The 24,823-nt window shown below is 64.2% G+C and carries 24 protein-coding genes; 10 read left to right on the top strand and 14 right to left on the bottom strand.

Annotation, left to right across the window (positions count from 1 at the left end; translation table 11 throughout):
• Positions 1 to 3 precede the first annotated feature (3 nt).
• Positions 4 to 336, bottom strand: a complete 333-nt coding sequence (gene grxD, locus MTX21_RS00465) for a Grx4 family monothiol glutaredoxin (RefSeq protein ID WP_280969997.1) — start codon at positions 334 to 336, stop codon at positions 4 to 6.
• A gap of 238 nt (positions 337 to 574) precedes the next feature.
• On the opposite strand from grxD, the gene egtB reads away from it, so the two are divergent.
• Positions 575 to 1,873, top strand: coding sequence for an ergothioneine biosynthesis protein EgtB (egtB, locus tag MTX21_RS00460; RefSeq protein WP_280969996.1), 1,299 nt, complete (start codon positions 575 to 577; stop codon positions 1,871 to 1,873).
• 51 nt (positions 1,874 to 1,924) lie between these two features.
• Entirely contained in the window at positions 1,925 to 2,896 is a 972-nt protein-coding gene (gene egtD / locus MTX21_RS00455; RefSeq protein ID WP_280969995.1) for an L-histidine N(alpha)-methyltransferase, read from the top strand.
• Positions 2,897 to 2,996: 100 nt separating this feature from the next.
• On the opposite strand, the gene MTX21_RS00450 is transcribed toward egtD, so the two are convergent.
• A complete protein-coding gene (locus MTX21_RS00450) occupies positions 2,997 to 4,190 on the bottom strand; it encodes a low temperature requirement protein A (protein WP_280969994.1) in 1,194 nt (397 codons plus the stop codon).
• A 26-nt stretch (positions 4,191 to 4,216) separates the two neighbouring features.
• Entirely contained in the window at positions 4,217 to 4,453 is a 237-nt protein-coding gene (locus tag MTX21_RS00445; protein WP_027552574.1) for a BolA family transcriptional regulator, read from the bottom strand.
• A 186-nt stretch (positions 4,454 to 4,639) separates the two neighbouring features.
• On the opposite strand from MTX21_RS00445, the gene MTX21_RS00440 reads away from it, so the two are divergent.
• Positions 4,640 to 4,999, top strand: a complete 360-nt coding sequence (locus tag MTX21_RS00440; protein WP_280969993.1) for a DUF427 domain-containing protein — start codon at positions 4,640 to 4,642, stop codon at positions 4,997 to 4,999.
• Between the two features lie 199 nt (positions 5,000 to 5,198).
• On the opposite strand, the gene MTX21_RS00435 is transcribed toward MTX21_RS00440, so the two are convergent.
• Positions 5,199 to 5,372, bottom strand: a complete 174-nt coding sequence (locus tag MTX21_RS00435) for a DUF1328 domain-containing protein (RefSeq protein WP_027534540.1) — start codon at positions 5,370 to 5,372, stop codon at positions 5,199 to 5,201.
• A 185-nt stretch (positions 5,373 to 5,557) separates the two neighbouring features.
• On the opposite strand from MTX21_RS00435, the gene MTX21_RS00430 reads away from it, so the two are divergent.
• Positions 5,558 to 6,748 (top strand): acyltransferase, encoded by a 1,191-nt coding sequence (locus MTX21_RS00430; protein ID WP_280969992.1) that lies wholly within the window; start codon positions 5,558 to 5,560, stop codon positions 6,746 to 6,748.
• A 103-nt stretch (positions 6,749 to 6,851) separates the two neighbouring features.
• On the opposite strand, the gene purL is transcribed toward MTX21_RS00430, so the two are convergent.
• Positions 6,852 to 9,065: a phosphoribosylformylglycinamidine synthase subunit PurL gene (gene purL, locus MTX21_RS00425; RefSeq protein ID WP_280969991.1), complete on the bottom strand. Its 2,214-nt coding sequence runs from the start codon at positions 9,063 to 9,065 to the stop codon at positions 6,852 to 6,854.
• 183 nt (positions 9,066 to 9,248) lie between these two features.
• On the opposite strand from purL, the gene MTX21_RS00420 reads away from it, so the two are divergent.
• Both MTX21_RS00420 and MTX21_RS00415 read left to right on the top strand, forming a co-directional pair.
• Positions 9,249 to 9,728: a PaaI family thioesterase gene (locus MTX21_RS00420; protein ID WP_280969990.1), complete on the top strand. Its 480-nt coding sequence runs from the start codon at positions 9,249 to 9,251 to the stop codon at positions 9,726 to 9,728.
• A 74-nt stretch (positions 9,729 to 9,802) separates the two neighbouring features.
• Entirely contained in the window at positions 9,803 to 10,759 is a 957-nt protein-coding gene (locus tag MTX21_RS00415; RefSeq protein WP_280969989.1) for a DMT family transporter, read from the top strand.
• A gap of 9 nt (positions 10,760 to 10,768) precedes the next feature.
• On the opposite strand, the gene MTX21_RS00410 is transcribed toward MTX21_RS00415, so the two are convergent.
• Together MTX21_RS00410 and purQ are read right to left on the bottom strand one after the other, a co-directional pair.
• Positions 10,769 to 11,743, bottom strand: coding sequence for a tripartite tricarboxylate transporter substrate binding protein BugD (locus MTX21_RS00410; protein WP_280969988.1), 975 nt, complete (start codon positions 11,741 to 11,743; stop codon positions 10,769 to 10,771).
• Positions 11,740 to 12,441 (bottom strand): phosphoribosylformylglycinamidine synthase subunit PurQ, encoded by a 702-nt coding sequence (gene purQ / locus MTX21_RS00405; RefSeq protein WP_280969987.1) that lies wholly within the window; start codon positions 12,439 to 12,441, stop codon positions 11,740 to 11,742. The genes MTX21_RS00410 and purQ overlap by 4 nt, the downstream gene beginning before the upstream one ends.
• A 165-nt stretch (positions 12,442 to 12,606) precedes the next feature.
• Here purQ and corA point away from each other — a divergent pair, with 165 nt between their 5' ends.
• Entirely contained in the window at positions 12,607 to 13,623 is a 1,017-nt protein-coding gene (gene corA / locus MTX21_RS00400; RefSeq protein ID WP_280969985.1) for a magnesium/cobalt transporter CorA, read from the top strand.
• Between the two features lie 22 nt (positions 13,624 to 13,645).
• Here corA and purS read toward each other — a convergent pair whose 3' ends face one another.
• Both purS and purC read right to left on the bottom strand, forming a co-directional pair.
• Complete coding sequence (purS, locus tag MTX21_RS00395) at positions 13,646 to 13,885, bottom strand: phosphoribosylformylglycinamidine synthase subunit PurS (RefSeq protein WP_280969984.1); 240 nt, start codon at positions 13,883 to 13,885, stop codon at positions 13,646 to 13,648.
• A gap of 15 nt (positions 13,886 to 13,900) precedes the next feature.
• On the bottom strand, positions 13,901 to 14,668 hold the full coding sequence (gene purC, locus MTX21_RS00390; protein WP_008974302.1) for a phosphoribosylaminoimidazolesuccinocarboxamide synthase: 768 nt from the start codon (positions 14,666 to 14,668) through the stop codon (positions 13,901 to 13,903).
• Between the two features lie 310 nt (positions 14,669 to 14,978).
• Between purC and MTX21_RS00385 the strand changes: the two genes are divergently transcribed.
• Entirely contained in the window at positions 14,979 to 15,302 is a 324-nt protein-coding gene (locus tag MTX21_RS00385) for a DUF1476 domain-containing protein (RefSeq protein ID WP_280969983.1), read from the top strand.
• 5 nt (positions 15,303 to 15,307) lie between these two features.
• Here the strand turns inward: MTX21_RS00385 and MTX21_RS00380 are convergent, their stop codons facing one another.
• On the bottom strand, positions 15,308 to 16,282 hold the full coding sequence (locus tag MTX21_RS00380) for a LysR family transcriptional regulator (RefSeq protein WP_280969982.1): 975 nt from the start codon (positions 16,280 to 16,282) through the stop codon (positions 15,308 to 15,310).
• Positions 16,283 to 16,393: 111 nt separating this feature from the next.
• Between MTX21_RS00380 and MTX21_RS00375 the strand changes: the two genes are divergently transcribed.
• A complete protein-coding gene (locus MTX21_RS00375; RefSeq protein ID WP_280969981.1) occupies positions 16,394 to 17,221 on the top strand; it encodes an isocitrate lyase/phosphoenolpyruvate mutase family protein in 828 nt (275 codons plus the stop codon).
• Here MTX21_RS00375 and cynS read toward each other — a convergent pair.
• Together cynS and MTX21_RS00365 are read right to left on the bottom strand one after the other, a co-directional pair.
• On the bottom strand, positions 17,208 to 17,696 hold the full coding sequence (gene cynS / locus MTX21_RS00370; RefSeq protein WP_280969980.1) for a cyanase: 489 nt from the start codon (positions 17,694 to 17,696) through the stop codon (positions 17,208 to 17,210). The two genes, MTX21_RS00375 and cynS, sit on opposite strands and share 14 nt — an antisense overlap.
• A 167-nt stretch (positions 17,697 to 17,863) precedes the next feature.
• Positions 17,864 to 19,063 carry a TrmJ/YjtD family RNA methyltransferase gene (locus tag MTX21_RS00365; RefSeq protein ID WP_280969979.1) on the bottom strand — a complete coding sequence of 400 codons (1,200 nt, stop codon included), beginning with the start codon at positions 19,061 to 19,063 and terminating at the stop codon, positions 17,864 to 17,866.
• Between the two features lie 335 nt (positions 19,064 to 19,398).
• Here MTX21_RS00365 and MTX21_RS00360 point away from each other — a divergent pair, with 335 nt between their 5' ends.
• Positions 19,399 to 20,613, top strand: a complete 1,215-nt coding sequence (locus MTX21_RS00360) for an NADP-dependent isocitrate dehydrogenase (RefSeq protein ID WP_280969978.1) — start codon at positions 19,399 to 19,401, stop codon at positions 20,611 to 20,613.
• Positions 20,614 to 20,829: 216 nt separating this feature from the next.
• Here MTX21_RS00360 and MTX21_RS00355 read toward each other — a convergent pair whose 3' ends face one another.
• Entirely contained in the window at positions 20,830 to 22,056 is a 1,227-nt protein-coding gene (locus tag MTX21_RS00355) for a cyclic nucleotide-gated ion channel (RefSeq protein WP_280969977.1), read from the bottom strand.
• A 5-nt stretch (positions 22,057 to 22,061) separates the two neighbouring features.
• Positions 22,062 to 24,740 carry an alanine--tRNA ligase gene (alaS, locus tag MTX21_RS00350; RefSeq protein ID WP_280969976.1) on the bottom strand — a complete coding sequence of 893 codons (2,679 nt, stop codon included), beginning with the start codon at positions 24,738 to 24,740 and terminating at the stop codon, positions 22,062 to 22,064.
• Between the last annotated feature and the right edge of the window lie 83 nt (positions 24,741 to 24,823).

Raw genomic sequence — 24,823 nt, 5'->3', positions numbered from 1 at the left:
GCGTCAGACCGCGGCGTTGACCGCGACGCCCTTGTCCGAGAAGAGCTGCTGCAACTCGCCGGCCTGAAACATTTCGCGGACGATGTCACAGCCGCCGACGAACTCGCCCTTCACATAGAGCTGCGGGATGGTCGGCCAGTTCGAATAGACTTTGATGCCGTTGCGCAGCTCGGCGGATTCGAGAACGTTGAGACCCTTATAGCCGACCCCGAGATGATCGAGGATCTGGACGACCTGGCCGGAAAAACCGCACTGCGGAAACTGCGGCGTGCCCTTCATGAACAGAACCACGTCGTTCGACTTCACTTCGCTGTCGATGAATTCCTCGATGCTCATATCCATGTCCTTCTGGGGCGGAGCCCTCAACAATCGCTTCGGGCGGCTCCGCCGATTTAACCCGATCCTGCCTATATATGTAGCCCAAACTATTGTGCATCCAAAGTAAAATGGCGGCGACGAGGCTCCCGGCGCCCCCTCGGGAGCCCGGCGGGGCGATGGGCTGATGACGCCAATATCATCGCCGGGGAGGACTTTTATCCCGTAACGGAGGCCCTATCTAGGACGAACCTGAATTTTGGAACCGGACTACGCCACCAACGTTCTCTTGTCCTGTCTGGAGAAACACGTGACGAAACAAGCCTCCGCCACGACCACGCCACCGCTTTCGTCACCATCGTCCGTGCCGGGCGGCCTCGCCCAGACACTGGAGGAGGCGTTTCTCGCCGTCCGCAGCGAGACCGAGCGCCGTGCCGCGCCGCTTTCGCCCGAGGACCAGCAGATCCAGTCCATGCCGGATGCGAGTCCTGCGAAATGGCACCGGGCGCATACGACGTGGTTTTTCGAGCAGTTTTTGCTCGGCGAACATTGTCCCGACTACCGGCCGTTTCATCGCGACTTCGCGTTCCTGTTCAATTCTTATTACGTCAGCGCCGGCCCCCGTCACGCCCGGCATCGCCGCGGCGACATCACGCGCCCGAGCGCCGATCAGATCACCGCATATCGCAAATATGTCGATGAAGCGGTGGTGAAATTCTTCCGCGAGGCCGATGCGGACAAGCTCCGCTCAATCGCGCCGCTGCTCGAGGTCGGCCTCAATCATGAGCAACAGCATCAGGAATTGATGTTCACCGACATCCTGCACGCGTTTGCGCAGAATCCGGTGCTACCGGCCTACGATGCAGAGTGGCGCTTCCCGGCTGCAACACGGGCGGGCGAGGCGTGGCTGACGCTCAACGAGGGCATCCACAGCATCGGGCATGCCGGCGACAGCTTCCATTTCGACAACGAGAAGCCCGCGCACCGTGCGCTCGTCGGTCCGGTCAGGATCGCGCGCAATCTCGTGACCAACGGCGAATGGCTCGCCTTCATGCGCGACGGCGGCTATCGGACCGCGACGCTATGGCTCATGGATGGCTTTGCCGCCGTGAACAACGAGGGCTGGGACGCCCCGGGTCATTGGCGCGAGGTCGATGGCGCGTGGCATATGATGACGCTGGCCGGCCTTAAGCCGGTCGATCCCGACGCGCCCGTCTGCCACGTCAGCTACTACGAGGCGGATGCATTCGCGCGCTGGGCCGGAAAGCATCTGCCGACCGAGATGGAATGGGAGGTCGCCGCCCGCGCCGGCCAGCTCAACGACGCCTTCGGCATCGTCTGGCAATGGACGCGCAGCTCATATTCGCCCTACCCCGGCTATCGCGCGATCGAAGGGGCGCTTGGCGAGTATAACGGCAAGTTCATGGTCAACCAGTTCGTGCTGCGCGGCTCCTCGCTTGCAACCCCGAGCGGGCACAGCCGTATTACTTATCGCAATTTCTTCTATCCCCACCACCGTTGGCAATTCACGGGATTGCGGCTCGCCGACTACGACTGAGTTCTCATCCGACGACAACCGCGCGCCGGACAGCGCGTTCAGGAGAGTATCATGAATGTGCACGCCAGCGCTTTGGCCGAGGCCCATCTTCCCGACGAGCAGACCACCGCGTTCGCCCGCGAGGCCATCGAGGACCTATCGCGGCAGCCGAAAAAACTGTCGCCGAAATATTTCTACGACGCGGCGGGATCGGAATTGTTCGAGGCGATCACACGCCTGCCGGAGTACTATCCGACGCGCACCGAGCTTGCGATCCTGAAGGAGCGCGGCAGCGAGATTGCGAAGATCATTCCGGAGCATGCCGCACTGGTCGAGTTCGGCGCAGGTGCGACCACAAAAGTCCGCCTGCTGCTCAAGCACTGCAAGTTCGCCGCCTATGTGCCGGTCGACATTTCCGGCGACTTCCTTAAGGCGCAAGCGAGCGGCCTCAAGCGGGACTTTGCTTCGCTCAGCATCTATCCGGTGGCCGCGGACTTCACCACGCCATTCGAGCTGCCCAGGGCGGTCGCATCGATGCCCAAGGTCGGGTTTTTCCCGGGTTCAACCATCGGCAATTTCGAGCCGCAGGAAGCCCAGGCCTTTCTCAGAAGCGCGCGCGAGATCCTCGGTCAGGGCGCGCTGATGATCATCGGCGCCGACCTCGAGAAAGACGAGCGGGTGCTCTACGACGCCTACAACGATGCCGCCGGCGTCACCGCCCGCTTCAATCTCAATGTGCTGGTGCGGATCAACCGCGAGCTCGGCGGCAATTTCGATCTGTCCGGCTTCACCCATCGCGCGATCTACAATCGCGAGCGGCACCGCATCGAGATGCATCTGATCAGCAAGAAGAGCCAGACCGTGCGCATGCTGGGAACGAGCTTCTCGTTCCGGCCGGGTGAAAGCATCCACACCGAGAGCAGCTACAAATACAGCCTCGAGCGCTTCGCTGCGCTGGCGCGGGGCGCCGGCTGGCGGTTGCGCGAGACCTGGACGGATGCGGCAAAGATGTTCTCGGTGCACGCATTGGAGGCCACCGAGTAAACACTTCCGGCCGAACGCGCCGGTTCGAGCCGCCGTCAGCCGTTGCGTCAGGATATCCAGGTTCCCTGGTGCGGATATTGTCGATCCGCCAGCCGGCGGTTCAATGCTCCTCGGCCTCTGCCGGTGTCGACCCCAGCGATACCGACTCCCACACGGCGACCACGATCATGATCACGCTCGTCGCGATCGACAGCCATAACGGCGAGAGATCGGCTGCAAACCAGCTCAGCACGAGCAGCAGGACGATGCCGATGCCGTGCGAGAGTTGGAGGAAGCCGCGGATGGAATGCTTGAACAGGATCGTGCCGACCAGGAACACCAGCGGCCCGCCGATCGTACTCACGATGATCCGGATGTCGGAGTGGCCGGTCGGATGTTTCAGCACCAGCTCGTCCGAGACCGCGGTCAGGATGATGCCGGCGACGATCGGCAGGTGCAGATAGGTATAGGCGAGCCGTGCCAGCCGGCCGGATTCGGCGGTCTTCGAGATCAGCTCGGAGCCGGCCTCGGCGCCCTTGTGGAAGTAGATCCACCACATCGCGACGCTGCCGACGAGGGCAGAGACGAAGGCGAGAATGTTCTCTGTGGTCCAGTCCAGCTCGGCGAAGGTCGCGCCATTGACGACAATGGCTTCGCCGAGCGCGATGATGATGAACCCGGCGCAGCGTTCGGCCATGTGACCGCCTTCAACGGCCCAGGCCTCGATCGACGAGAGACCAAGCTTCGGAACCCAGAAGCGGGCCGCGGGTGAAACGTATTCGATCGTCAGCGCGACGATCCAAAGCCATAGCCGGGTCTCGCCATCCGCAAAGCCGCCTAGGATCCAGAAGATCGCGGAGGCGGAGAGCCAGACCAGAATGCGGATGGCGTTGTGCCGTACCGGCGTGCGATGCGGCGGGGTTGCAAACAGCCAGAATGCCGTGCGTCCGACCTGCATGCTCGCATAGGCGATCGCAAACCACAGTCCACGTCCCTCGAACGCCGTCGGGATCGTCGTCGACAGCACGAGGCCGCCGAGCATCATCAGGAAGAGCAGAATGCGGACTGGCGTCAGCTCGGGATTGAGCCAGTTGGTAACCCAGGTGGTGTAGACCCAGACCCACCACACCGCGAGAAACAGCAACGTGACGTGCACCGCGCCCAGCGGGGTGAAATGGTGCAGCAGCGTGTGCGATACCTGCGTAACCGCGAAGACGAAGACGAGATCGAAGAACAGCTCGGCATAGGTCACGCGGCTGTGCTGGTTCGGGACGATGACACGAAACATCGCGCCGCGAGGATTCTCCGCAGCCATTTTCGTCCCCCGGTCCCGCGATTAAATCAGGTCCCGGGCACTCCGGTCTGCAGCGCCAGCGCGTGCAGCACGCCGCCCATCTGGCCACGCAGCGACTGATAGACGATTTGGTGCTGCTGGACGCGGGACTTACCGCGGAAGGATTCCGAAATTACGGTCGCGGCATAGTGGTCGCCGTCGCCGGCAAGATCACGGATGGTTACCTCGGCATCGGGGATCGCTGCTTTGATCATCGCCTCGATATCGCGGGCGTCCATTGGCATTCGAGTCGCGCTCCTTCTGGTCTCGTTCGGCTTCGAATCACTGCCGGGGTCCCCTACCCGGCAGGGCCAAACTTAGCGTGAACGGTCTTCAAGGTCACGCACCCAGCCACTATATCCGCGATCCGACCAGGATAAAGGCACGACAAAGTGCCGCGCGCGGCAGATTGATCGAAAAGGCGTGAAATCATGAAGCTTCCAGGCCCCGACCACCCCATCACCATCACCCCGAACCCCCGGCGCGTCCGCGTGACGGCGGGCGACATCGTGATCGCGGATACCGCCAAGGCCCTGACGCTGAAGGAGGCCAAGTATCCGGCCGTGCAATACGTGCCGCGCGAGGACACCAACATGGCGCTGCTCGAGCGTACCGACCGCGTTACCCACTGCCCCTATAAGGGCGACGCGAGCTATTACAGCGTCAAGGCCGACGGCACGACACTCGACAACGCGATCTGGACCTATGAGACACCCTACCCCGCGATGACCGAGATTTCCGGCCATCTCGCCTTCTACCCGGACAAGGTGAAGATCGAGGAAGTGGGGTAACATCCACGTAGGCCTGCCATCATGGCCGGGCTTGCCGTCTTCGCTAAAGCTTCGCCGGCCCAATACTGAGTAGCCCGGCGAAGCCTCTCGGCGGAGCCGGGTGCCGGCCATCCACCTTCTTGGCCATCGCGGACGCGAAAGCACGTGGATGCCCGGGACAAGCCCGGGCATGACGACTGAGAATGCTGGAGCAGCCCCGCTACGCCCTGAATATCGTGAGACCCAATATCAGCAGCACCAGGAAGATCACGACGAAGATGTAGAACAGGAAGCGGGCGATGTCGGCCGAGGCAGCCGAGATGCCGGTGAAGCCGAGTACGCCGGCCACGATCGAAATCAGCAGGAAGATCAGCGCCCATTTCAGGATGGTCATCGCCAGCTCCGACGTGTCGGTGGCCGCTTCAGGCGGCCTCAACCTTTTCGTGAATCCTAACTTCGCCACACCGCGCTGGTTCCTGAGGCCGTCGGGACGCGGGGGCGATGGCGCAAACTGCCCTTGCTGAATCCGGTTCCCGGCGGCACAGTCGGACCGGGGCAGGAACGCAAACCGGGGCGGCCATGATCACGATCTCACAGTCTGCGACGATCGGCGTCGAGGCGGACGCAGCGCCGAAGAGCAAGGCGCGCAACCTGGCACTCGATCGCGCCCGCACCTTCCTGACGCTGGTGGTGCTGCTGCATCACGCGGTGATCCCATATACTTACTTCGGTCACACCGATCCGAAATTCTTCTTCGGCTTCGACATGGTCGTGCTGGCCACCGACAGCTTCTTCATGGCGATGTTCTTCTTCCTGTCGGGCTTGTTTGCGTGGTCGGGCATCGCCCGCAAGGGACCGCTGAACTATTTGGCAGATCGCCTGCTACGGCTTGGCCTGCCGTTCGTGATCTGCGCGTTCACGGTCATTCCGCTCGCCTATTACGCCATCTCGCTCCGGCACCATCCCGAGATCGGCTTTTCGGAATACTGGTGGAATATGGTCACGAAGGGCCCGTGGCCGAGCGGACCGATCTGGTTCCTTTGGGTCCTGCTCGGCTTCGACGTGGTGGCCTGCATATTGTATCGGCTGTCACCCACCCTGCTCGATCCGATTAACCGCCTCTCGCTGCACGGTCGCCGTCGGCCCGAAATGTTCTTCGCGGTCATGCTTGCCGTCACCGCAGCGTTCTATGTTCCTGGGCTGATGTATTATGGACCAAGTAGCTGGTTCGAGTTCGGGCCGTTCTCGGTGCAGCACGGGCGCGTGATGCTTTATGCGAGCTACTTCTTTTTCGGTGCCGGCATCGGCGTCGCGAATATGGATCGCGGCCTGCTCGCGGCAGACGGCCGGATGGCGAGGGTTAGCTGGGACTGGATGGTCTTGGCGATCGTTCCGTATTGCCTGCTCTGGGTGCTGATCTACATCAAGCGCGAAATACTGGGAAATCCGTCGCCGCTGCCGAACTGGTATGAGGGGCTCTATGCCATCTGCTTCGCTGTCTTCAGCGTGGCTATCATGTTTCTGATCCTGGCCCTTTTCCAGAGATTCAGACAATCGGGCTCAGCCAAGCTACTCGATCCGATGCAGGCGGACGCCTACGGCATGTTTTTGGTGCACTACCCGATCGCGCTTTGGCTGCAATACTGGCTGTTCGACTATGACCTGCCTGCGATCATCAAGGCGACGATCGGATTCGTGCTGACAGTCGCGTTCAGTTGGGCGCTGACGCGCGCCTTGCGCCAGATCCCCGGGGCAACGAGGGTGCTGTGAGGCGTCCGGCGCAAAGCGCCGCACGATGACAGGCTCCGCGAAATCCGGGTCTCTCGCCGTTGGGAACAGTCCCGGATTACGGTCTTGAGAATGCGGCGGCGGCTTACGCCGCCTTCCCGCTCATATACTCCGGCAACCAGCGCTCGAACGAGGCGCGCAGCGTGGCTATCGCAACCGGCGCTTCGCCCGCGATCGCGATCGCATCGCCGCCGGTGGTGCCGATCCGCACGCAGGGCACTTCACAGCCACGCATTTTCGCGAGCACGCGACCGGCCTCCGCTTCCGGCACGGTGACAATGTAGCGCGCCTGGTCCTCTCCGAACCAATAGGCCTGCGGGATCAGCGCGGTCGGCGCCGCCAGGAGGCGCGCACCAATGCCGCTCGCCATCGCCATCTCTGCCAGCGCGACCAGGAGGCCGCCATCGGAGAGGTCGTGCACGGCGGTCGCGGTGCCCGCATGGATCATGCCACGCACACAATCGCCATTGCGCTTCTCGGCAGCGAGATCGACCGGCGGTGGTGCGCCCTCCTCGCGACCGCAGATGTCGCGCAGGTACACCGATTGGCCGATCCAGCCATGTGTTTCGCCGATCAACAGGATCGCCTCGCCCTCAGCCTTGAAGGCGAGCGAGGCGGACTTGGTGAAGTCGTCGAGCAGGCCGACGCCGCCGATCGAGGGTGTCGGCAGGATCGCGCGGCCGTTGGTCTCGTTGTAGAGCGAGACGTTGCCGGACACGACCGGGAAGTCCAGCGCGCGGCAGGCTTCCGAGATGCCCTTCAGGCAGCCGACGAACTGGCCCATGATCTCGGGCCGCTCCGGATTGCCGAAATTGAGATTGTCGGTGATCGCGAGCGGCTTGCCGCCAACGGCGGTGATGTTGCGCCAGGCTTCCGCCACCGCCTGCTTGCCGCCCTCGAACGGATCGGCCTCGCAATAGCGCGGCGTGACGTCGACGGTCAGCGCGAGCCCCTTCGGCCCGTCCTGCACGCGCACCACGGCCGCATCGCCGCCGGGGCGCTGCAAGGTGTTGCCGAGAATGACGTGGTCGTACTGCTCCCAGACCCAGCGCTTGCTGCACAGGTCGGGTGTGCCGATCAGCTTCTCCAGCGCGGCGCCGGTGCCCATCGGCGCTGGCACGTCGCGGGCGTGCACGACCGGTAGCGCTGCGGACTCGACATGCGGCCGGTCGTAGACCGGCGCCTCGTCGCCGAGCTCCTTGATCGGCAGATCGGCCATGACATCGCCGCCGTGCTTGACCACGAAACGCTTGCTCGGCGTGGTGTAGCCGACCACGGCGAAATCGAGCCCCCACTTCTTGAAGATCGCCTCGGCTTCCTTCTCCTTCTCGGGCTTGAGCACCATGAGCATGCGCTCCTGGCTCTCCGAGAGCATCATCTCGTAGGCGCTCATGCCGGTCTCGCGGGTCGGCACCGCGTCGAGGTCGAGGTCGACGCCGAGGTCGCCCTTGGCGCCCATCTCGACCGCCGAGCAGGTCAATCCCGCCGCGCCCATGTCCTGGATCGCGATGACGCAGCCCTTTTCCATGATCTCGAGACAGGCCTCGAGCAAAAGCTTCTCGGCGAAGGGATCGCCGACCTGCACGGTGGGACGCTTCTCCTCGGACTTCTCATCGAACTCGGCCGAGGCCATCGATGCGCCGTGGATGCCGTCGCGCCCGGTCTTGGAGCCGAGATAGACGATCGGCATGTTCACGCCGGAGGCGGCCGCGTAGAAGATCTTATCGGCATCGGCGAGGCCGACGGCCATCGCGTTGACGAGGATGTTGCCGTCATAGCGGGTGTGGAAGCGCACCTGACCGCCGACGGTCGGCACGCCGAACGAATTGCCGTAGCCGCCGACGCCAGCTACGACGCCGGAGACGAGATGTCGGGTCTTGGCATGTTCGGGCGCGCCAAAACTCAGCGCATTGAGGCAGGCGATCGGCCGCGCACCCATGGTGAAGACGTCGCGCAGGATGCCGCCGACGCCGGTGGTCGCGCCCTGGTAGGGCTCGATGTAGCTTGGGTGGTTGTGGCTCTCCATCTTGAAGACCACCGCCTGGCCGTCGCCGATGTCGATCACGCCGGCGTTCTCGCCGGGCCCCTGGATCACCCAGGGCGCCTTGGTCGGCAAGCCTCGTAGGTGGATGCGCGAGGATTTGTACGAGCAGTGCTCGTTCCACATCGCCGAGAAGATGCCGAGCTCGGTAAAGGTCGGCTCCCGCCCAATCAGCTTGAGGATGCGCTCATACTCGTCCGGCTTGAGCCCATGGGCGGCAATCAATTCGGGGGTGATCTTGGGTTCGTTCTTCGACATGGATTCGGGGCTTTCGGCGAGTTTGGCCGTTCTTAGGAACATCGGGGGGCCGGGAAAAGCCCTTTATGACGCAATTTCCCGCTGTCCCACGTTTTGCAGCCGGGGTCCGCAGGAACAGGAATTGCAACGCGCGCACGGATCGGATTTAAGGGCAAACGACCCGTAATTGAAGGCCCCATTTCCTTGCACGAGCTCACCAAAGCCCCCCTATCCCGCCGCCCCGACCTGCACATCGCGACCGAAGGGGAATTCACGGGCTGGAGGACCTGGATTCGCGACAGTTTTGAGAGCCACATCGGCCCGTTCTGGCACAAGGTCGAGGAGGACGGCGGCGTCCGCTGCGCCTTCCGGGTCGAGAAGAAGCACCTCAATGGCGCTGGGAACGTCCATGGCGGATGCTTCATGGCCTTCGCCGACTATTGCCTGTTTGCGATCGCCACACACGAGCTGGATGGGCCGGCCGTGACCACCAATTTCGCCTGCGACTTCCTCGACGCGGCCCGCGAGGGCGAGCTGATCGAATGCACCGGGGAAGTGTCCCGCGCCGGCGGCTCGCTGATCTTCCTGCGCGGCAAGCTGACATCGGGCGGACGGCCGCTGTTCACCTTCTCCGGCACGATCAAGCGGGTGAAGCGGAAGCCGCTACCTCGGCCAAACGCATAGCTCGACGGCTTCCCTTTCGGTGCGCCCTCGCCCAGACTTCGCGAGGCGCTGTCGCGCCGGGGAGCAAGCAAAAGGTGCCGCAGAGCACATCGAGGACGGGTCGCGCCGCGCCAACGCCTTTACCGACCATTGCAGCAGGTGCCGCGCGCGGCTGGCGCGATTATGCGCTGCTGCTGGCGCTGGCCTGCTGCTGGAGCTCCACCTATCCGCTGGCCAAGCTCGCGCTCGATACGATCCCACCGATCACCTTCATTTCGGTGCGCTCGCTGATCGCCGCCGCGTTCCTGTTCGCCATCCTGCGGATGCGCGGCGTCCGGATTCCCACGGACGCCAAGGCCTGGAAGCTGTTCGCGACCCAGCAATTGATCAACTCGACTTTCCCGTTCCTGATCATCACCTGGTCGCAGCAATATGTGCCGGCCTCGAACACGGTGGTGCTGGCCTCGACGACGCCGATCTTTGCCTTCCTGATCATCTCGCTGATCACGCGGCACGAGCCGGCAACCCTCCTGAAGCTCCTAGGCGCGATCCTTGGCCTCGTCGGCACCGTCGCTATCGTCGGGCTTGACGCGCTGCGTGGCTTCGGCAGCGAGATCGTGGCGGAGATCGCGATCCTGCTCGCCACCATCTCCTTCGCCTGCGCGACGATCTTCGGCCTGCGGCTGTCCGACTACGATCCCATGGTGGTGGCAGCCGGCTCGCTCCTGTTCGGCGGCCTCGTGCTGCTGCCGCCCTCGCTCGTCATCGACCAGCCGTGGACGCTGCATCCGACGCCGCAGGCGATCGCAGCCACCATCGTCATGGGGATCGTCTCCAGCGCCCTGGGACTGATGCTGTTCTATATGTGCCTCAGCCGGCTCGGCACGCTGACGACGAATGCGCAGGGCTATTTGCGCATTCCGATCGGCGTTGCGCTGTCGGTGGTGCTGCTCGGCGAAAGCGTGCCGTCCAACCTCGCGCTCGGACTGCTGCTGGTCATGGCAGGCGTGGCCGCCATGACGGTGCCGGCCGAGCGGCTGAAGCTGCGATAGCGCAGAACGCTATTGCTTGGCGTCGTCCGCCAGCATTTTACGGTACTTCTCGACGTCACGCGTCACGAGTTGCTGGAGCACCTGCGGCGCGTGCTCGTCCGCGTCTGGCGCAACGGTCGACAGATCGGCAAAGCGCTTCTTCACCGCGTCGGTCTCCACCGCCGTGCGCGCGGCGGCATTCAGCTTGGCGATCACGGCCGGCGGCGTGCCCTTGGGCGCGAACAGGCCATTCCAGCCTTGTGCTTCGAATTCGGGCAGGCCCGCTTCGGCCGAAGTGGGCAGATCGGGCAGCGTGGCGAGGCGCACGGTGGAGCCGACCACGAGGCCGTTCACCAGCTTTTCGTTGATCGACTGCGAGACGGAGGCGGCGGCATCGCAGACGCCGTCGATCTGGCTGCCGACCGCGTCGGTGAGCGCGGGCGCCGCACCACGATAGCCGACGAGCGTCGCGTCGATCCCGGCCGCCGTCACGAAGCTCTTGCAGATCAGGTAGTTCGAAGAACCGACGCCGGCATGGCCGAGATTGATCTTGCCGGGATTGGCCTTGGCGTAGGCGATGAACTCCTTCACGTCCTTCGCCGGAAAATCCTTGCGCAGGGCGATGATGCCGAACGTCTTCGCCACCATCGCGATCGGCACGAAGGAGTCCGGCGTGAACGGCAGCTTTGGATAGATCGTGTAGGTCGCGGCGTTCGTGCCGGCATTGCCGATCGCAATCGTGTAGCCGTCTGGCTCGGCACGCGAGGCGCGCGCCAGTGCGGTCGAGCCGCCGGCACCGGCGACGTTCTCGATCACGATGGTCTGGCCGAGCGCGATGCTCATCTGCTCGGCGACCGTGCGCGCGATCACGTCCGACGTGCCGCCGGCCGCGAACGGCACGATCATCGTGATCGGACGCTTGGGAAAATCCTGCGCGAGCGCCGCGCTCGCAAGCAGAGCGACCACAATCGCGGCCGAGAGCCGCTTCAACACGAATGCAATCACGCGGCCTTTTCCAGGTGCTGGACGAGCCCTGCAAACAGGCCGCGCCCGTCGGTGCAGCCCATGATCTCTTCGACGTGGTTCTCCGGGTGGGGCATCATGCCGAGCACGTTGCCCTTGTCGTTGACGATGCCGGCGATGGAATGCGCCGCGCCGTTGATGTTGTGGGCCTCGTCGACCACGCCGTCGGCGGAGCAGTAGCGATAGAGCACCCGGCCCTCGCCTTCGAGGCGCTTGATGGTCTCTTCATCCGCTTCGTAATTGCCCTCGCCATGGGCGACCGGCACGCGGATCACCTGGCCGGCATTGTAGCCGCGCGTGAACGGCGTGTCGGAACGCTCGACGCGCAGATGCACGTCATGGCAGATGAATTTCAGCCGCGCATTGCGCATCAAGACACCCGGCAGCAGGCCGGACTCGCAGAGGATCTGGAAACCGTTGCAGACGCCGAGCACGAGGCCGCCCTTGTCCGCGTAGTCGCGCACCGCATCCATTACCGGCGCACGCGCCGCGATGGCGCCACAACGTAAATAGTCGCCGTAGGAGAAACCGCCGGGCACGACGACGAGATCCGTTCCGGCCGGCAGCGAGGTCTCGGCGTGCCAGACCATCGCGGGCGCGTGTCCGGAGATCAGCTTCAGCGCCCGCGCCATGTCGCGCTCGCGGTTGATTCCGGGAAAGACGAGGACGGCGGCTTTCATGGTTTTAAGTTCCGGGCGAGGATTGGAATCGGGCTGGCGCGGGGGCCAATTCGCCAGGAGACATAACCATTTGACGCGGATTTTACCAGTGCTAGCCTCGCCGGAGAGCGTTGTGCACAGGCCATAGCCTGCCATTTGGCCGAACGATTTGCCGGGATGAAAGCCATGAATGTCCCGCCACGCCCGATATCTCCTGCCGAGCCGGTTTCCGCCGACGGCGTCGTCGCCGCCGGTGCCTATGTCGACGGGCGGCGCGTCGCCAATATCGCCATCAGCGAGGCCTCGAGCTGGCGGGCAAAGCCCGGTCATGTCGTCTGGATCGGACTGCACGAGCCCGACATGGCGCTGCTTACCGCCGTGCAGAAGCAGTTCGACCTGCATGAGCTCGCAATCGAGGACGCCAACCACGCCCATCAGCGGCCGAAGATCGAGCAGTATGGCGAGGCGCTGTTCATCGTGGCGCGAACGGCGCAACTGGCCGAGGGCCGGATCGCGTTCGGCGAGACCCACATTTTCATCGGCGACGGCTATCTCGTCACCGTCCGTCACGGCGCCTCGACCTCTTATACGACCGTGCGCGAACGCTGTGAGAGCTGCCCGCGGGCGCTCGCCCGCGGCGAGGATTACATCCTCTATGCGATCCTCGATTTCATCGTCGACAACTACTCGCCCGTGCTCGAGAGCATTCACGAGGAGGTCGAGGAGATCGAGGACTACGTGCTGTCGCACGCGATCACCAAGGAGCAGATCGAGCGGCTCTACATGCTGCGTCGCGACTTGTTGCGACTGCGCAACGCAATCGGGCCGCTGGTCGAGGTGTGCCGGCGGCTGGAGCATGATGAGCTTTCGATGGTGCGCCCGACCATGCAGCCGCTTTTCCGCGACGTCACCGACCACGTCCGCAACATCCAGGAGCGCATCGATTCCATGCGCGAGGTGCTGGCCTTCGCGTTCGAAGCGAGCCTGCTGGTCGGCCAGGCGCAGGAGACCGCGGTCTCGAAGAAGCTCGCCTCGTGGCTTGCGATCCTCGCCATCCCGACCGCGCTTGCCGGCATCTACGGCATGAACTTCAAGAACATGCCGGAGTTGCAATGGGAGTACGGCTATTACGTGCTGCTGAGCGTGATGGCGATCTCATGCGCCGCGCTCTATGTGCGCTTCCGCCGCGCCGGCTGGCTGTGACACCCGGCCGGCGCTCCGAGAGCTACACGATCTCGACGCGGTAATTCTCGATCACGGTGTTGGCGAGCAGCTTGTCGGCGGCCTCTTTCAGCACGACTTCGGCCTTGGCCTTGTCGGCGCCGGCGAGCTCGATGTCGAACACCTTGCCCTGGCGCACGCTGGCGACGCCGTCGACGCCGAGCGACTTCAGCGCGCCTTCGATGGCCTTGCCTTGCGGATCGAGGATGCCCGTCTTCAAGGTAACGGTAACACGTGCCTTCACGTCAAAATTCCCTCTTTAGCTCTTCACCAGCACCGGGCCGGAGCCCGCCGGCCGCTCGTTCTCCATGAGGATGCCGAGGCGCTTTGCCACTTCAGTGTAGGCCTCGAGCAGCCCACCGAGATCCCTGCGGAAGCGGTCCTTGTCGAGCTTCTCATTCGACTTGATGTCCCAGAGCCGGCACGAATCCGGCGAGATCTCGTCGGCGACGATGATCCGCATCATTTCGTTCTCGAACAGCCGCCCGCACTCCATCTTGAAGTCGACGAGGCGGATGCCGATGCCCAGGAAGAGGCCGGTGAGGAAGTCGTTGACGCGGATGGCGAGCGCCATGATGTCGTCGATCTCCTGCGGCGTCGCCCAGCCGAAGGCAGTGATGTGCTCTTCCGACACCATGGGGTCGTTGAGCTGATCGTTCTTGTAGTAGAACTCGATGATCGAGCGCGGGAGCTGCGTGCCCTCCTCGATGCCGAGCCGCTGCGACAGCGAGCCGGCGGCGACGTTGCGCACCACCACTTCCAGCGGCACGATTTCGACCTCGCGAATGAGCTGCTCGCGCATGTTGAGGCGGCGGATGAAATGGGTCGGCACCCCGATGTCGTTGAGGTGCTGAAACAGGTACTCCGAGATCCGGTTGTTGAGGACGCCCTTGCCCTCGATCACCTGATGCTTTTTTGCATTGAACGCGGTGGCGTCATCCTTGAAGTGCTGGATCAGGGTGCCCGGCTCCGGACCTTCGTAGAGGACCTTCGCCTTGCCTTCATAAATGCGACGCCGACGGCTCATGGGGATGTACCGTGTTTTGTTGAAATCCATGAATTTGGTGTGCTCCGGTTGACAAGGATTAGGACCCACAGCGGAGCTGCCGTGAACGGCCTGGAACCCATGGAAACAGAACAGGAACCAAGCCTTTAGGCAACCTATCCGATTGGCTGTCCCAGCACAATCGATCCGGCCCGTTTGGCGCCAACTTATACCGTCTTGCCTGCGGCTTAACGGCTCGTTGTTTTGCCGATTCGTGCCCTCTATCTAGGCAAGCGAAGGGCCGCCCGCAACGAGGGCCCGGAGGTCGATTCAGCAGGGAATTGGAAGAGGCATGAGCGAGTTCAACAAGCGCGAGGAAGGTTTCGAGAAGAAATTCGCCCTTGATGAGGAGCAGAAATTCAAGGCCGAGGCACGCCGCAACCGCCTGCTCGGCCTGTGGGCGGCGGAAAAGCTGGGCATTACCGGGGATGCGGCAACGGCCTACGCCAAGGAGGTGGTCGCTGCCGACTTCGAGGAAGCCGGCGACGGCGACGTGCTGCGCAAGGTCGTGACAGATTTCGCCGCCAAGAATGTCGCCATCACCGAACTGGCGATTCGCGCCAAGATGAACGAGCTCACCGCGGTGGCGGCCGCGGAGGTGAAGGCGGGGAAATAATCTGTTCAGGCCCGGCGCCGGCGTGCAATGACCTTGCGCGCTGGCGACCCCTTCTTGACGCCCCTTTTGGTCGCTACATCGAGCGCGCCATAATCGCGGCGAATCGTGTCCAACAGGCGTTGAGCGGCCGCGCTCAGGAAGCCGCCGCTACGTGTCACAAGAACGATATCCTGCTCCATGCCAAGATCGCCGACCGCGATCGTCGCGATCGAACCTGCACGCAGCTCCTCCGCCACATGGCTTCGCGCCAATAGCGCAAGGCCGAAGCCGGACTCCACAAGCCGCTTCTGCGCAGTGAGGCTGTCCACCGCGGTCCACTCCACCTCGCCCAGCCCTTGCGTGAGAAACAGCGCGAACACGTGAGCCGCCGCGATCTCGCGGCGCCCACGCGTCTCCGGGAACGCGATCCAGCGTTCGCCACGAAGCTCGGCAAGGCGCTTCACGCGCTTTCCCGCAAGCGGATGATCGGGCGCGCAGACGACCTGCAGCGCCTCGGTGAGCACCAGCTCGCACGCGAGGTCGCCGGCGCGATCGGTGTTGTAGCGCAGGCCGATCGTGGCCTCGCCGCGCCGGATGAGATCGCTCACTTCCGCGCTGGTCGCCGTCCGCAAGGCAAGCGTGACATCGGGATTTTCCTTGGCAAATCGCTTCATGATGGCCGACAGGCGGCCGTCGGCAAGCGTACCGGTCACGGCCAGCGCAACCGGCCCCGAATTCTGCCTAGTCAGCGCGCGTATCGCCTGTTCGGCATCCTGCGCCGCCGCGACCGCGCGCTCGGCATAGGGGATCAGCACGCGCCCGGCGTCGCTGAGCCTCGTGCGGCCCGCCACCCGCTCGAACAGCGGCACGCCGAGTTCCTGCTCCAACAGTGTGATACGTCGCGAAATCGCTGGCTGCGAACGATGCAGGAATTTCGCGGCATTCGAGATCCCGCCCTTGCGGTGAACGGCCAGGAAGGTGTTGAGGGCGTCGCTGTCCATCGCGGAGCTCATGCAAAAAACTGATGATCTAAAAAGAAATAACAAATTTGGCGGATGACGAGAATGCCCCTAAGGGTGGCTCGAGCAGACGAGGTCAAGCGGAGACGAGCCATGACGAGCCAGTTGGAGAAAGCGAAGGCGTTTCGCGCCCTACACGAGCGCCCCGGCGCCTTCATCATTCCCAACCCTTACGACGCCGGCACCGCGAAACTGCTCGCTGCGGCCGGCTTCGAGGCGCTCGCGACCACGAGCCTCGGTCTTGCCAACCTGCAGGGAACTTCGACGGTCAGCCTCGACGCCATCCTAGACAATTGCCGCGCGATCGCGACAGCCACCGACCTGCCGGTCAGCGTCGACCTGGAAAACTGCGGCGCGCATGATCCCACGCGCGCGGCGGAAGCGATCCGGCGCGCCGCCGAGGCCGGCGCGGTCGGCGGCTCGATCGAGGACTCCACCGGAGACGGCGAGCGGCCGATCTACGACTTCTCGCTCGCAGTCGAGCGCGTGCAGGCGGCCGTCGAGATGGCGCGCTCGCTGTCTATCCCGTTCACGCTGACGGCACGCGCGGAGAACCTTCTGCACGGACGCAACGATCTCGACGACACGATCCGGCGGCTGAAGGCGTTCGAGGCTGCCGGCGCCGACGTCCTCTACGCGCCGGGCGTCCATGACCTTGCCACGATCAAGACCGTCATCGCTTCTGTGAACAAGCCCTTCAACCTCGTGATGGGCTTTGCCGATCCGACGCTGACGCTCGCGCAATTGTCCGAAGCCGGCGTCAAACGCATCAGCGTCGGCGGCGCCATGTCGCGATATGCGCTGGCGGCGTTCCTGCGGAGCGCACGCGAGATGAAGGAGAACGGCTCCTTCACCTTTGTTCGCGAGATGGCGCCGATCAAGGAGCTGCGCGAGGCCTTCGCTTCGGTCAGCCCTCTTTGAAGCCGTACTCCGGCACGTTGCCGCTCGCACCGTAGTATTTGTAGGGCAGGAATTTGCCGCTCATGGTGATCTTGACGCGGTCGCCCTTCGGGTTCGGCAGGCGCTCCATCACCATGTCAAAATCGATCGCCGACATGATGCCGTCGCCGAACTCCTCTTCGATCAGCGCTTTCCAGGCCGGGCCGTTGATCATCACGAGCTCGTAGAAGCGATAGATCAGCGGGTCGGTCGGCGGCATCGGCACGCCCTGTCCGCGCATCGGCGTCTCGTTCAGCATCGCGACTTCCGTCTTCGACAGGCCGAACAGCTCGCCGGCATTGGCCGCTTGCGGCTTCGTCAGTTTCATCTGGCCGAGAATGGCGCCGACGATCAGCACCTCCGAATAGCCGCCGATCTTCTCGCAGATGTACTTCCAGCTCCAGCCCTTCTCGCGCTTGATGTCGAGCAATTTTTCGGTGAGGTCGGAACGCTTCATGTCAGGGTCTCCCTTGGCTAGCCAGTTGTCGCGCCAGTCCGTTCCCGTCCGGGAAGCAGGATAGAAGCAACGTCGTTTCGTGTCGCGTTCGATTGCACGAAACGTGCCAATGGATTGAGCCAAGGCTGCCCCACGAGTGAGTGCAAGCAGGAAGCGCGAAGGCGGCTCTAGGCGCTCGTTGCACTCACGAGAGCTTGCAGCCGCGCCAGCTCCGCTTCCAGATCGTGCTCCACCTCCGTGGCCCGCATCTCGATGACCCGGTAGTCCCGCGCCTCCAGCCACGCCCGCCTTGCGGCGCGGTCGGCGACAATGGTCTCGCCCTCGCCGACGTTCACCAGCTCGATCGCGATCCGGTGCGGAAACGAGACGAAGTCCGGAATGTGGCGGCCGACCGGGGTCTGGCGCTTGAACTGGCCGGCGAAGCGGCGGTCGCGGGTGAGCGCCTGCCAGAGCAGGCGCTCGGCGTCGGTCGGGTTGCGGCGGAGCAGTCGCGCGAGCCCGCGCACCGTGCTGCCGCTGTCGGGCAGCCCGCTCTGCCCGTGCTCGGCCAGAAGCGCGCGCAGCCGCGTCGCCTGCTCGCCGTCGAGCACGCCGCCCTTGGCCGGGCCCTTGCGTCCCTCGGCGATCGCCATGACCACGCCGTGCAGGGTGTGCATGTCCTGCTTGGTCGGCTCCATCCGCGTGAAAATGTTGCGCAGGTTGACCAGCATGGTGTCGCGCTTCTCGGGCGGACGTAAAAACTCGACCCGATCGAGCTCGCGCACGAGGTTATCGAAGAAGGCCTGCATCTGGTGTTGCGAGGCGCGCTCGGAGCGCTCCGGCATGCCGTGCGGCAGCGCGCCGGATGTCGCCTGCTTGAACCATTCATAGCCGACCAGCAGCACCGCCTGGGCGAGGTTCAGCGACGCAAAGCCGGGATTGACCGGGAAGGTGACGATGCGGTTGGCGAGGCCCACCTCCTCGTTGGTCAGCCCCCAGCGCTCGCGGCCGAACAGGATGCCAGCCGCGCCCCCTGCCGCAATGTGCCCCGAAATCTCGGCCGCGGCCGCCTCGGGCCCGACCACCGGCTTGGCCTGGTCATGGGCGCGGGCGGTGGCGGCGAACAGCAGATCGAGATCGGCGACCGCCTCCTCGACCGTATCGAACAGCTCGACCCGCTCCAGGATGTGGTCGGCGCCGGCGGCCGCGCGCTGAGCGGCGATGTTGGGCCAACCGTCGCGGGGGTTGACGATGCGTAAGCGGCTCAGGGCGAAATTGCCCATGGCGCGCGCCGCCATGCCGATGTTCTCACCGAGCTGCGGCTCGACCAGGATCACAATCGGACCGTCGAGGGCGAGGCCCGCTTTGCTCTTGTCAGTCCCCGACATCTCGCTTTGCTTTCACGCTATCTCTCAAGGCCTTGCGCAGGCGTTCCAAAGAATTGATTCAAGCCGCGCCCTTGGGCCGGCCCCGTCCGCCTGTCGTTTGCCTGTCCTGACAAAATTCTCAAGGGAAATAACGGGGTTAGAATCGACTTTTGAATCTCGCCTGAAACTTCATCCGCGGGGGCGGCCGGCGATCGCCCGCGGCTCCCCGTCTGCGGAAGCTGGATGGGCTAAAAGTGCATAATCACTTGGCTTTCGCCCGCCGCTTCCCGGTGCTATGAGGCGCCGGACATTCCAGTTGGCGCCCGAGGCGCCGTTCCCAAGAGGCTTCCCCGATCATGGCAAAAATCAAGGTGACCAACCCCGTCGTCGAACTCGATGGCGACGAGATGACCCGGATCATCTGGCAGTACATCAAGGACAAGCTGATCAACCCGTTCCTCGATGTCGAACTGCTCTATTTCGACCTGGGGATGGAGTACCGCGACAAGACCAACGATCAGGTGACCATCGATGCGGCCGAGGCGATCAAGAAGGTCGGCGTCGGCGTCAAGTGCGCTACCATCACCCCGGACGAGGCCCGGGTGAAGGAGTTCAACCTCAAGCAGATGTGGAAGTCGCCGAACGGCACCATCCGCAACATCCTCGGCGGCTGCATCTTCCGCGAGCCGATCATCTGCAAGAACGTGCCGCGCCTCGTTCCCGGCTGGACCAAGCCGATCATCATCGGCCGCCACGCCTATGGCGACCAGTACCGCGCCACCGACATTAAGTTCCCGGGCAAGGGCACCCTCTCGCTGAAGTTCGTCGGCGAGGACGGCACCGTGATCGAGAAGGAAGTGTTCAAGGCCCCCGGCGCCGGCGTCGCCATGGAGATGTACAATCTCGACGATTCCATCATCGACTTCGCGCGCGCGTCGTTCAACTACGGCCTGATGCGCAATTATCCGGTCTATCTCTCGACCAAGAACACCATCCTCAAGGTCTATGACGGCCGCTTCAAGGACATCTTCCAGGACATCTTCGACCGCGAGTTCAAGAAGGAATTCGACGCCAAGGGCCTGACCTACGAGCACCGCCTGATCGACGACATGGTCGCCTCGGCGCTGAAGTGGTCCGGCGGCTATGTCTGGGCCTGTAAGAACTACGACGGTGACGTGCAGTCCGACACCGTCGCGCAGGGCTACGGCTCGCTCGGCCTGATGACCTCGGTGCTGCTCACCCCCGACGGCAAGACGGTGGAAGCCGAAGCCGCCCACGGCACCGTGACGCGCCACTACCGCGAGCACCAGAAGGGCAAGGAGACCTCGACCAACTCGATCGCGTCGATCTTCGCCTGGACCCGTGGTCTCGCCCACCGCGCCAAGCTCGACAACAATCCGCAGCTCGCGAAGTTCGCGACCACCCTGGAGAAGGTCTGCGTCGACACCGTCGAAGACGGCTACATGACCAAGGACCTCGCGCTGCTCGTCGGCGCCGACCAGCGCTGGCTCTCGACCACCGGCTTCCTGGACAAGGTCGCCGAGAACCTGGGCAAGGCGCTGGCGGCGTAAGCTGCCATCCGCCACCTCGTCATTGCGAGCGCAGCGAAGCAATCCAGAATCCCTCCATGGGACAAGTCTGGATTGCTCCGTCGCAAAGACTCCCCGCAATGACGAGACCTTTGCTCGGCAAGCTCGACGGCGCATGCGAGAGGACCGGCGAGTTCGGGAGCGCGCCCTACTCGGCCCAGTACATCTTCCTGCGCAAGGGTTGATGTAGCCGCAGCATCATCGGTCGGAGCCCTCGCGCTCCGCCTGCGCCAGCTCGGCCATCGCGAGATCGCCCGTCTCCCCCAGCCGCGCCTCGGCGGTCTTGCGGACGTGGGCGGCCAGTGTCGGCATGCGTTCGATCAGTGCATGAAAGTCCTGGGCGTCGAGCACGAGGAGACGGGTCTTGCGCGTCGCGGTCACCGTGCCGCTGCGCTTGGTTTTGTGCAGCAGCGCGATCTCGCCGAAGAAGGTGCCGTCGGCAAGGCGCACGTGCTGGCTCGGCAGCTCGATCTCGACCTCGCCGGCGGTGATGAAATACATCGACGTGGCGGCATCGCCCCGCCGGACCAGGATCTCACCCTGCTCGATGGTGCGCGCCCGCAAGAGCCGCATGATGTCGGCGATCTCCGCTGCCGACAGATGCGAGAACAGCGGCACCCGCGCCAGCATGCCCCAGGTGACGACGAAGTCGCGCCGCTTCACCTCTTCGGCAAAGGCGGTGGAGATGATCGCGACCGGCAGCGCGATCATGGCAAAGCCGCTGATGATGGCGAAGACGGAAACGAATTTTCCGAGCGGCGTCACCGGCACGACGTCGCCATAGCCGACGGTGCCGAGCGTCACGATCGCCCACCACATCGCCTGCGGGATGGTGCCGAGCTTGTCCGGCTGCACGTCGCGCTCGATGGCATAGAGCAGCGAAGCGAAGGTGAGCACCACACCGAACAGGATGACGATGCACCCGATCAGCGCCCGCCGTTCGGCGTGCACAGCGGCAAGCAGCGAGCGCATCGCCGGCGAATAGCGGATCAGCTTGAAGAACGGCAGCACGCCGAGCGCGGCCAGCGTCGCGTGCCGCCCCGTCGCCAGCACGATTCCAGCGGGGAGGAACGCCATGAGGTCGATGATGCCGAGCGCGGAGAAGACGTAGCCGAGCCGGTCCGCGAGCGCCGAGCCCGTGCGCGGCGTGTGGCCCGCCACCGTCCACAGCCGCGCGGCATATTCCAGCGCGAACACGATCACGGACAGGATGGCAAGCGCCGAAAACAGCAGACCGAACTGCGCGTCCAGGTCCGGCACCGAGGCGAGCGTCATCGCGATTACGTCGAGCACGATGACGCCGATGATGAGCTGGATGAAGCGCGACCCGGCCGAATAGGCCAACGGATCATGTTCCAGCAATTCGTAGAGGCGATCCCTCAAATTGGGATCGCGAAGCCCACGTCCTCGCGGAACGAGGCGCACGGCGCCTACGCGCCGACCATGGCTTTTTCGATCGCCGAGAGCGCCGCCGCCGCATTGGCGCCATCCGGACCGCCGGCCTGAGCCATGTCGGGCCGGCCGCCGCCGCCCTTGCCGCCGAGCGCTTCGGAGGCGATGCGAACCAGGTTGACGGCATTGAAACGCGAGGTGAGGTCCGGCGTGACGCCGACCACCACGCCGGCCTTGCCGTCCTCGGTGACGCCGACGATCGCGACCACGCCGGAGCCGATCTGCTTCTTGCCGTCGTCGGCGAGGCTCTTGAGATCCTTCATCTCGATGCCCTCGACCGCGCGCGCCATCAGCTTGACGTCGCCGACCTCGCGCACGCCCGCTGCCGCGCCGTTGCCGGCGGACGCGCCGCCGCCCATCGCGAGCTTCCTGCGCGCGTCCGAGAGCTCGCGCTCGAGCTTCTTGCGCTCGTCCATCAGCGCGGTGATGCGCGCCGGGACGTCCTCGATCGAGGTGCGCAACTCGGCCGCCGCGGTCTTCGCCAGCGAGATGGTGTCGTTGGCGTGCTTACGCGCGAAACGCCCCGTGAGCGCCTCGATGCGGCGGACGCCGGACGCAACCGCGCTCTCGCTTGTCAGCGTGATCAGGCCGATATCGCCGGTGCGCCTGACGTGAGTGCCGCCGCAAAGCTCGACCGACCAGCCGAGCGCGTTGGCGCCGTGCTCGCGCGCGGTCTTGCCCATCGAGACGACGCGAACCTCGTCGCCATATTTCTCACCGAACAGCGCGCGGGCGCCGGCCTCGCGGGCCTCGTCGACGCCCATGATGCGGGTCGTGACCTCGTCATTTTCCAGGACCACATCGTTGGCGATGTCCTCGACGCGAGCAAGCTCCTCCGCCGTAATCGGCTTCGGATGCACGAAGTCGAAGCGCAGGCGGTCGGGCGCGACCAGCGAGCCGCGCTGGGCGATGTGGTCGCCGAGCACCTGGCGCAGCGCCTCGTGGAGAAGATGCGTCGCCGAATGGTTGGCGCGGATCGAGGAGCGCCGCGCGTGATCGACGTCGAGCTGCAGCGCAGTGCCGATCTTCAACGCACCCTGCTCCAGCGTGCCGGTATGAACGAAGAGATCGCCGACCTTCTTCTGGGTCTCGGTGACGCGGAATTTGATCCCGCCCTCGCCGACCATCACGCCGGTATCGCCGACCTGGCCGCCGGACTCCGCATAGAACGGCGTCTGATTGAGCACGATCGAGCCGGTCTCGCCGGCCTTGAGGCTGTCGGTTTCCTTGCCGTCCTTGACCAGCGCCGCGACGACGCCCTCGGCACTCTCGGTCTCGTATCCCAGGAATTCGGTCGCTCCGAGCCGTTCGCGCAGCGGGAACCAGATCGCTTCGCTGGCCGCCTCGCCAGAGCCCGCCCACGACGCGCGCGCCTTCTCGCGCTGACGCTCCATCGCGTCAGAGAAGGCAGCTTGATCGACGCCGATGCCGCGCGACTTCAGCGCGTCCTGCGTCAGATCGAGCGGAAAACCATAGGTGTCGTAGAGGGTGAAGGCGACGTCGCCGTCGAACATGTCGCCCTTCTGCAAGGAGGCCGACTTCTCGTCGAGGATGGCAAGGCCGCGCACCAGCGTCTTGCGGAAGCGGGTCTCTTCCAGCCGGAGCGTTTCCTCGATCAGCTTCTCCGCGCGCACCAGCTCCGGATAGGCCTGACCCATCTCGCGGACCAGCGCCCAGACCAGGCGATGCATCAGCGGCTCTTTCGCGCCCAGGAGCTGCGCATGGCGCATCGCACGGCGCATGATCCGGCGCAGCACATAGCCGCGGCCCTCGTTCGAGGGCAGCACGCCGTCAGAGACGAGGAAGGCCGAGGAGCGTAAGTGGTCGGCGATGACGCGGAACGAGGCGACGGTCTGCTCGTTCGGTCCGCTGCCAAGCGCGGACGCCGTCGCATCGATCAGGTTGCGGAAAAGATCGGTCTCGAAGACGCTCTCGACGCCCTGCAGGATGCAGGCCATGCGCTCGAGCCCCATGCCGGTGTCGATCGAGGGACGCGGCAGCGGCACGCGCTCCTCCTTCGTCACCTGCTCGAACTGCATGAAGACGAGATTCCAGAATTCGAGGAAGCGATCGCCGTCCTCTTCCGGGCTGCCCGGAGGGCCGCCCCAGATGTGCTCGCCGCGGTCGATGAAGATCTCCGAGCACGGACCGCACGGCCCCGTATCGCCCATCGCCCAGAAATTGTCCGAGGTCGGGATGCGGATGATGCGGTCATCGGAGAAGCCCGCGATCTTCTTCCAATAGCCGGCCGCCTCGTCGTCGGTGTGATAGACGGTGACAAGCAGCTTCTCCTTCTTCAGCCCGAAATCCTTGGTGATCAGATTCCAGGCGAGCTCGATCGCGCGCTCCTTGAAATAGTCGCCGAAGGAGAAGTTGCCGAGCATCTCGAAGAAGGTGAGATGGCGCGCGGTGTAGCCGACATTGTCGAGGTCATTGTGCTTGCCGCCGGCGCGCACGCATTTCTGCGAGGTGGTGGCGCGCTGATAGGGCCGCTTCTCCATGCCGGTGAAGACGTTCTTGAACTGCACCATGCCGGCATTGGTGAACATCAACGTCGGGTCGTTGCGCGGCACCAATGGCGAGGACGGCACGATCTCGTGGCCGTTCTTGGCAAAGAAGTTCAGAAAGGTCGATCTGATCTCGTTAACGCCGCTCATGTTCATCCAATCGGGTATGCTTGGACCCGCTTCACGCCATCCAAACCGGAAGATTTAGGCTGATATCTGCGGGCGAATGCGCT

It is taken from the genome of Bradyrhizobium sp. ISRA430 (genome assembly GCF_029909975.1).
GTDB lineage: Bacteria > Pseudomonadota > Alphaproteobacteria > Rhizobiales > Xanthobacteraceae > Bradyrhizobium.
Note: the sequence above shows the minus strand (reverse complement) of the source record. Positions and strands in the feature narration are given on the sequence as shown.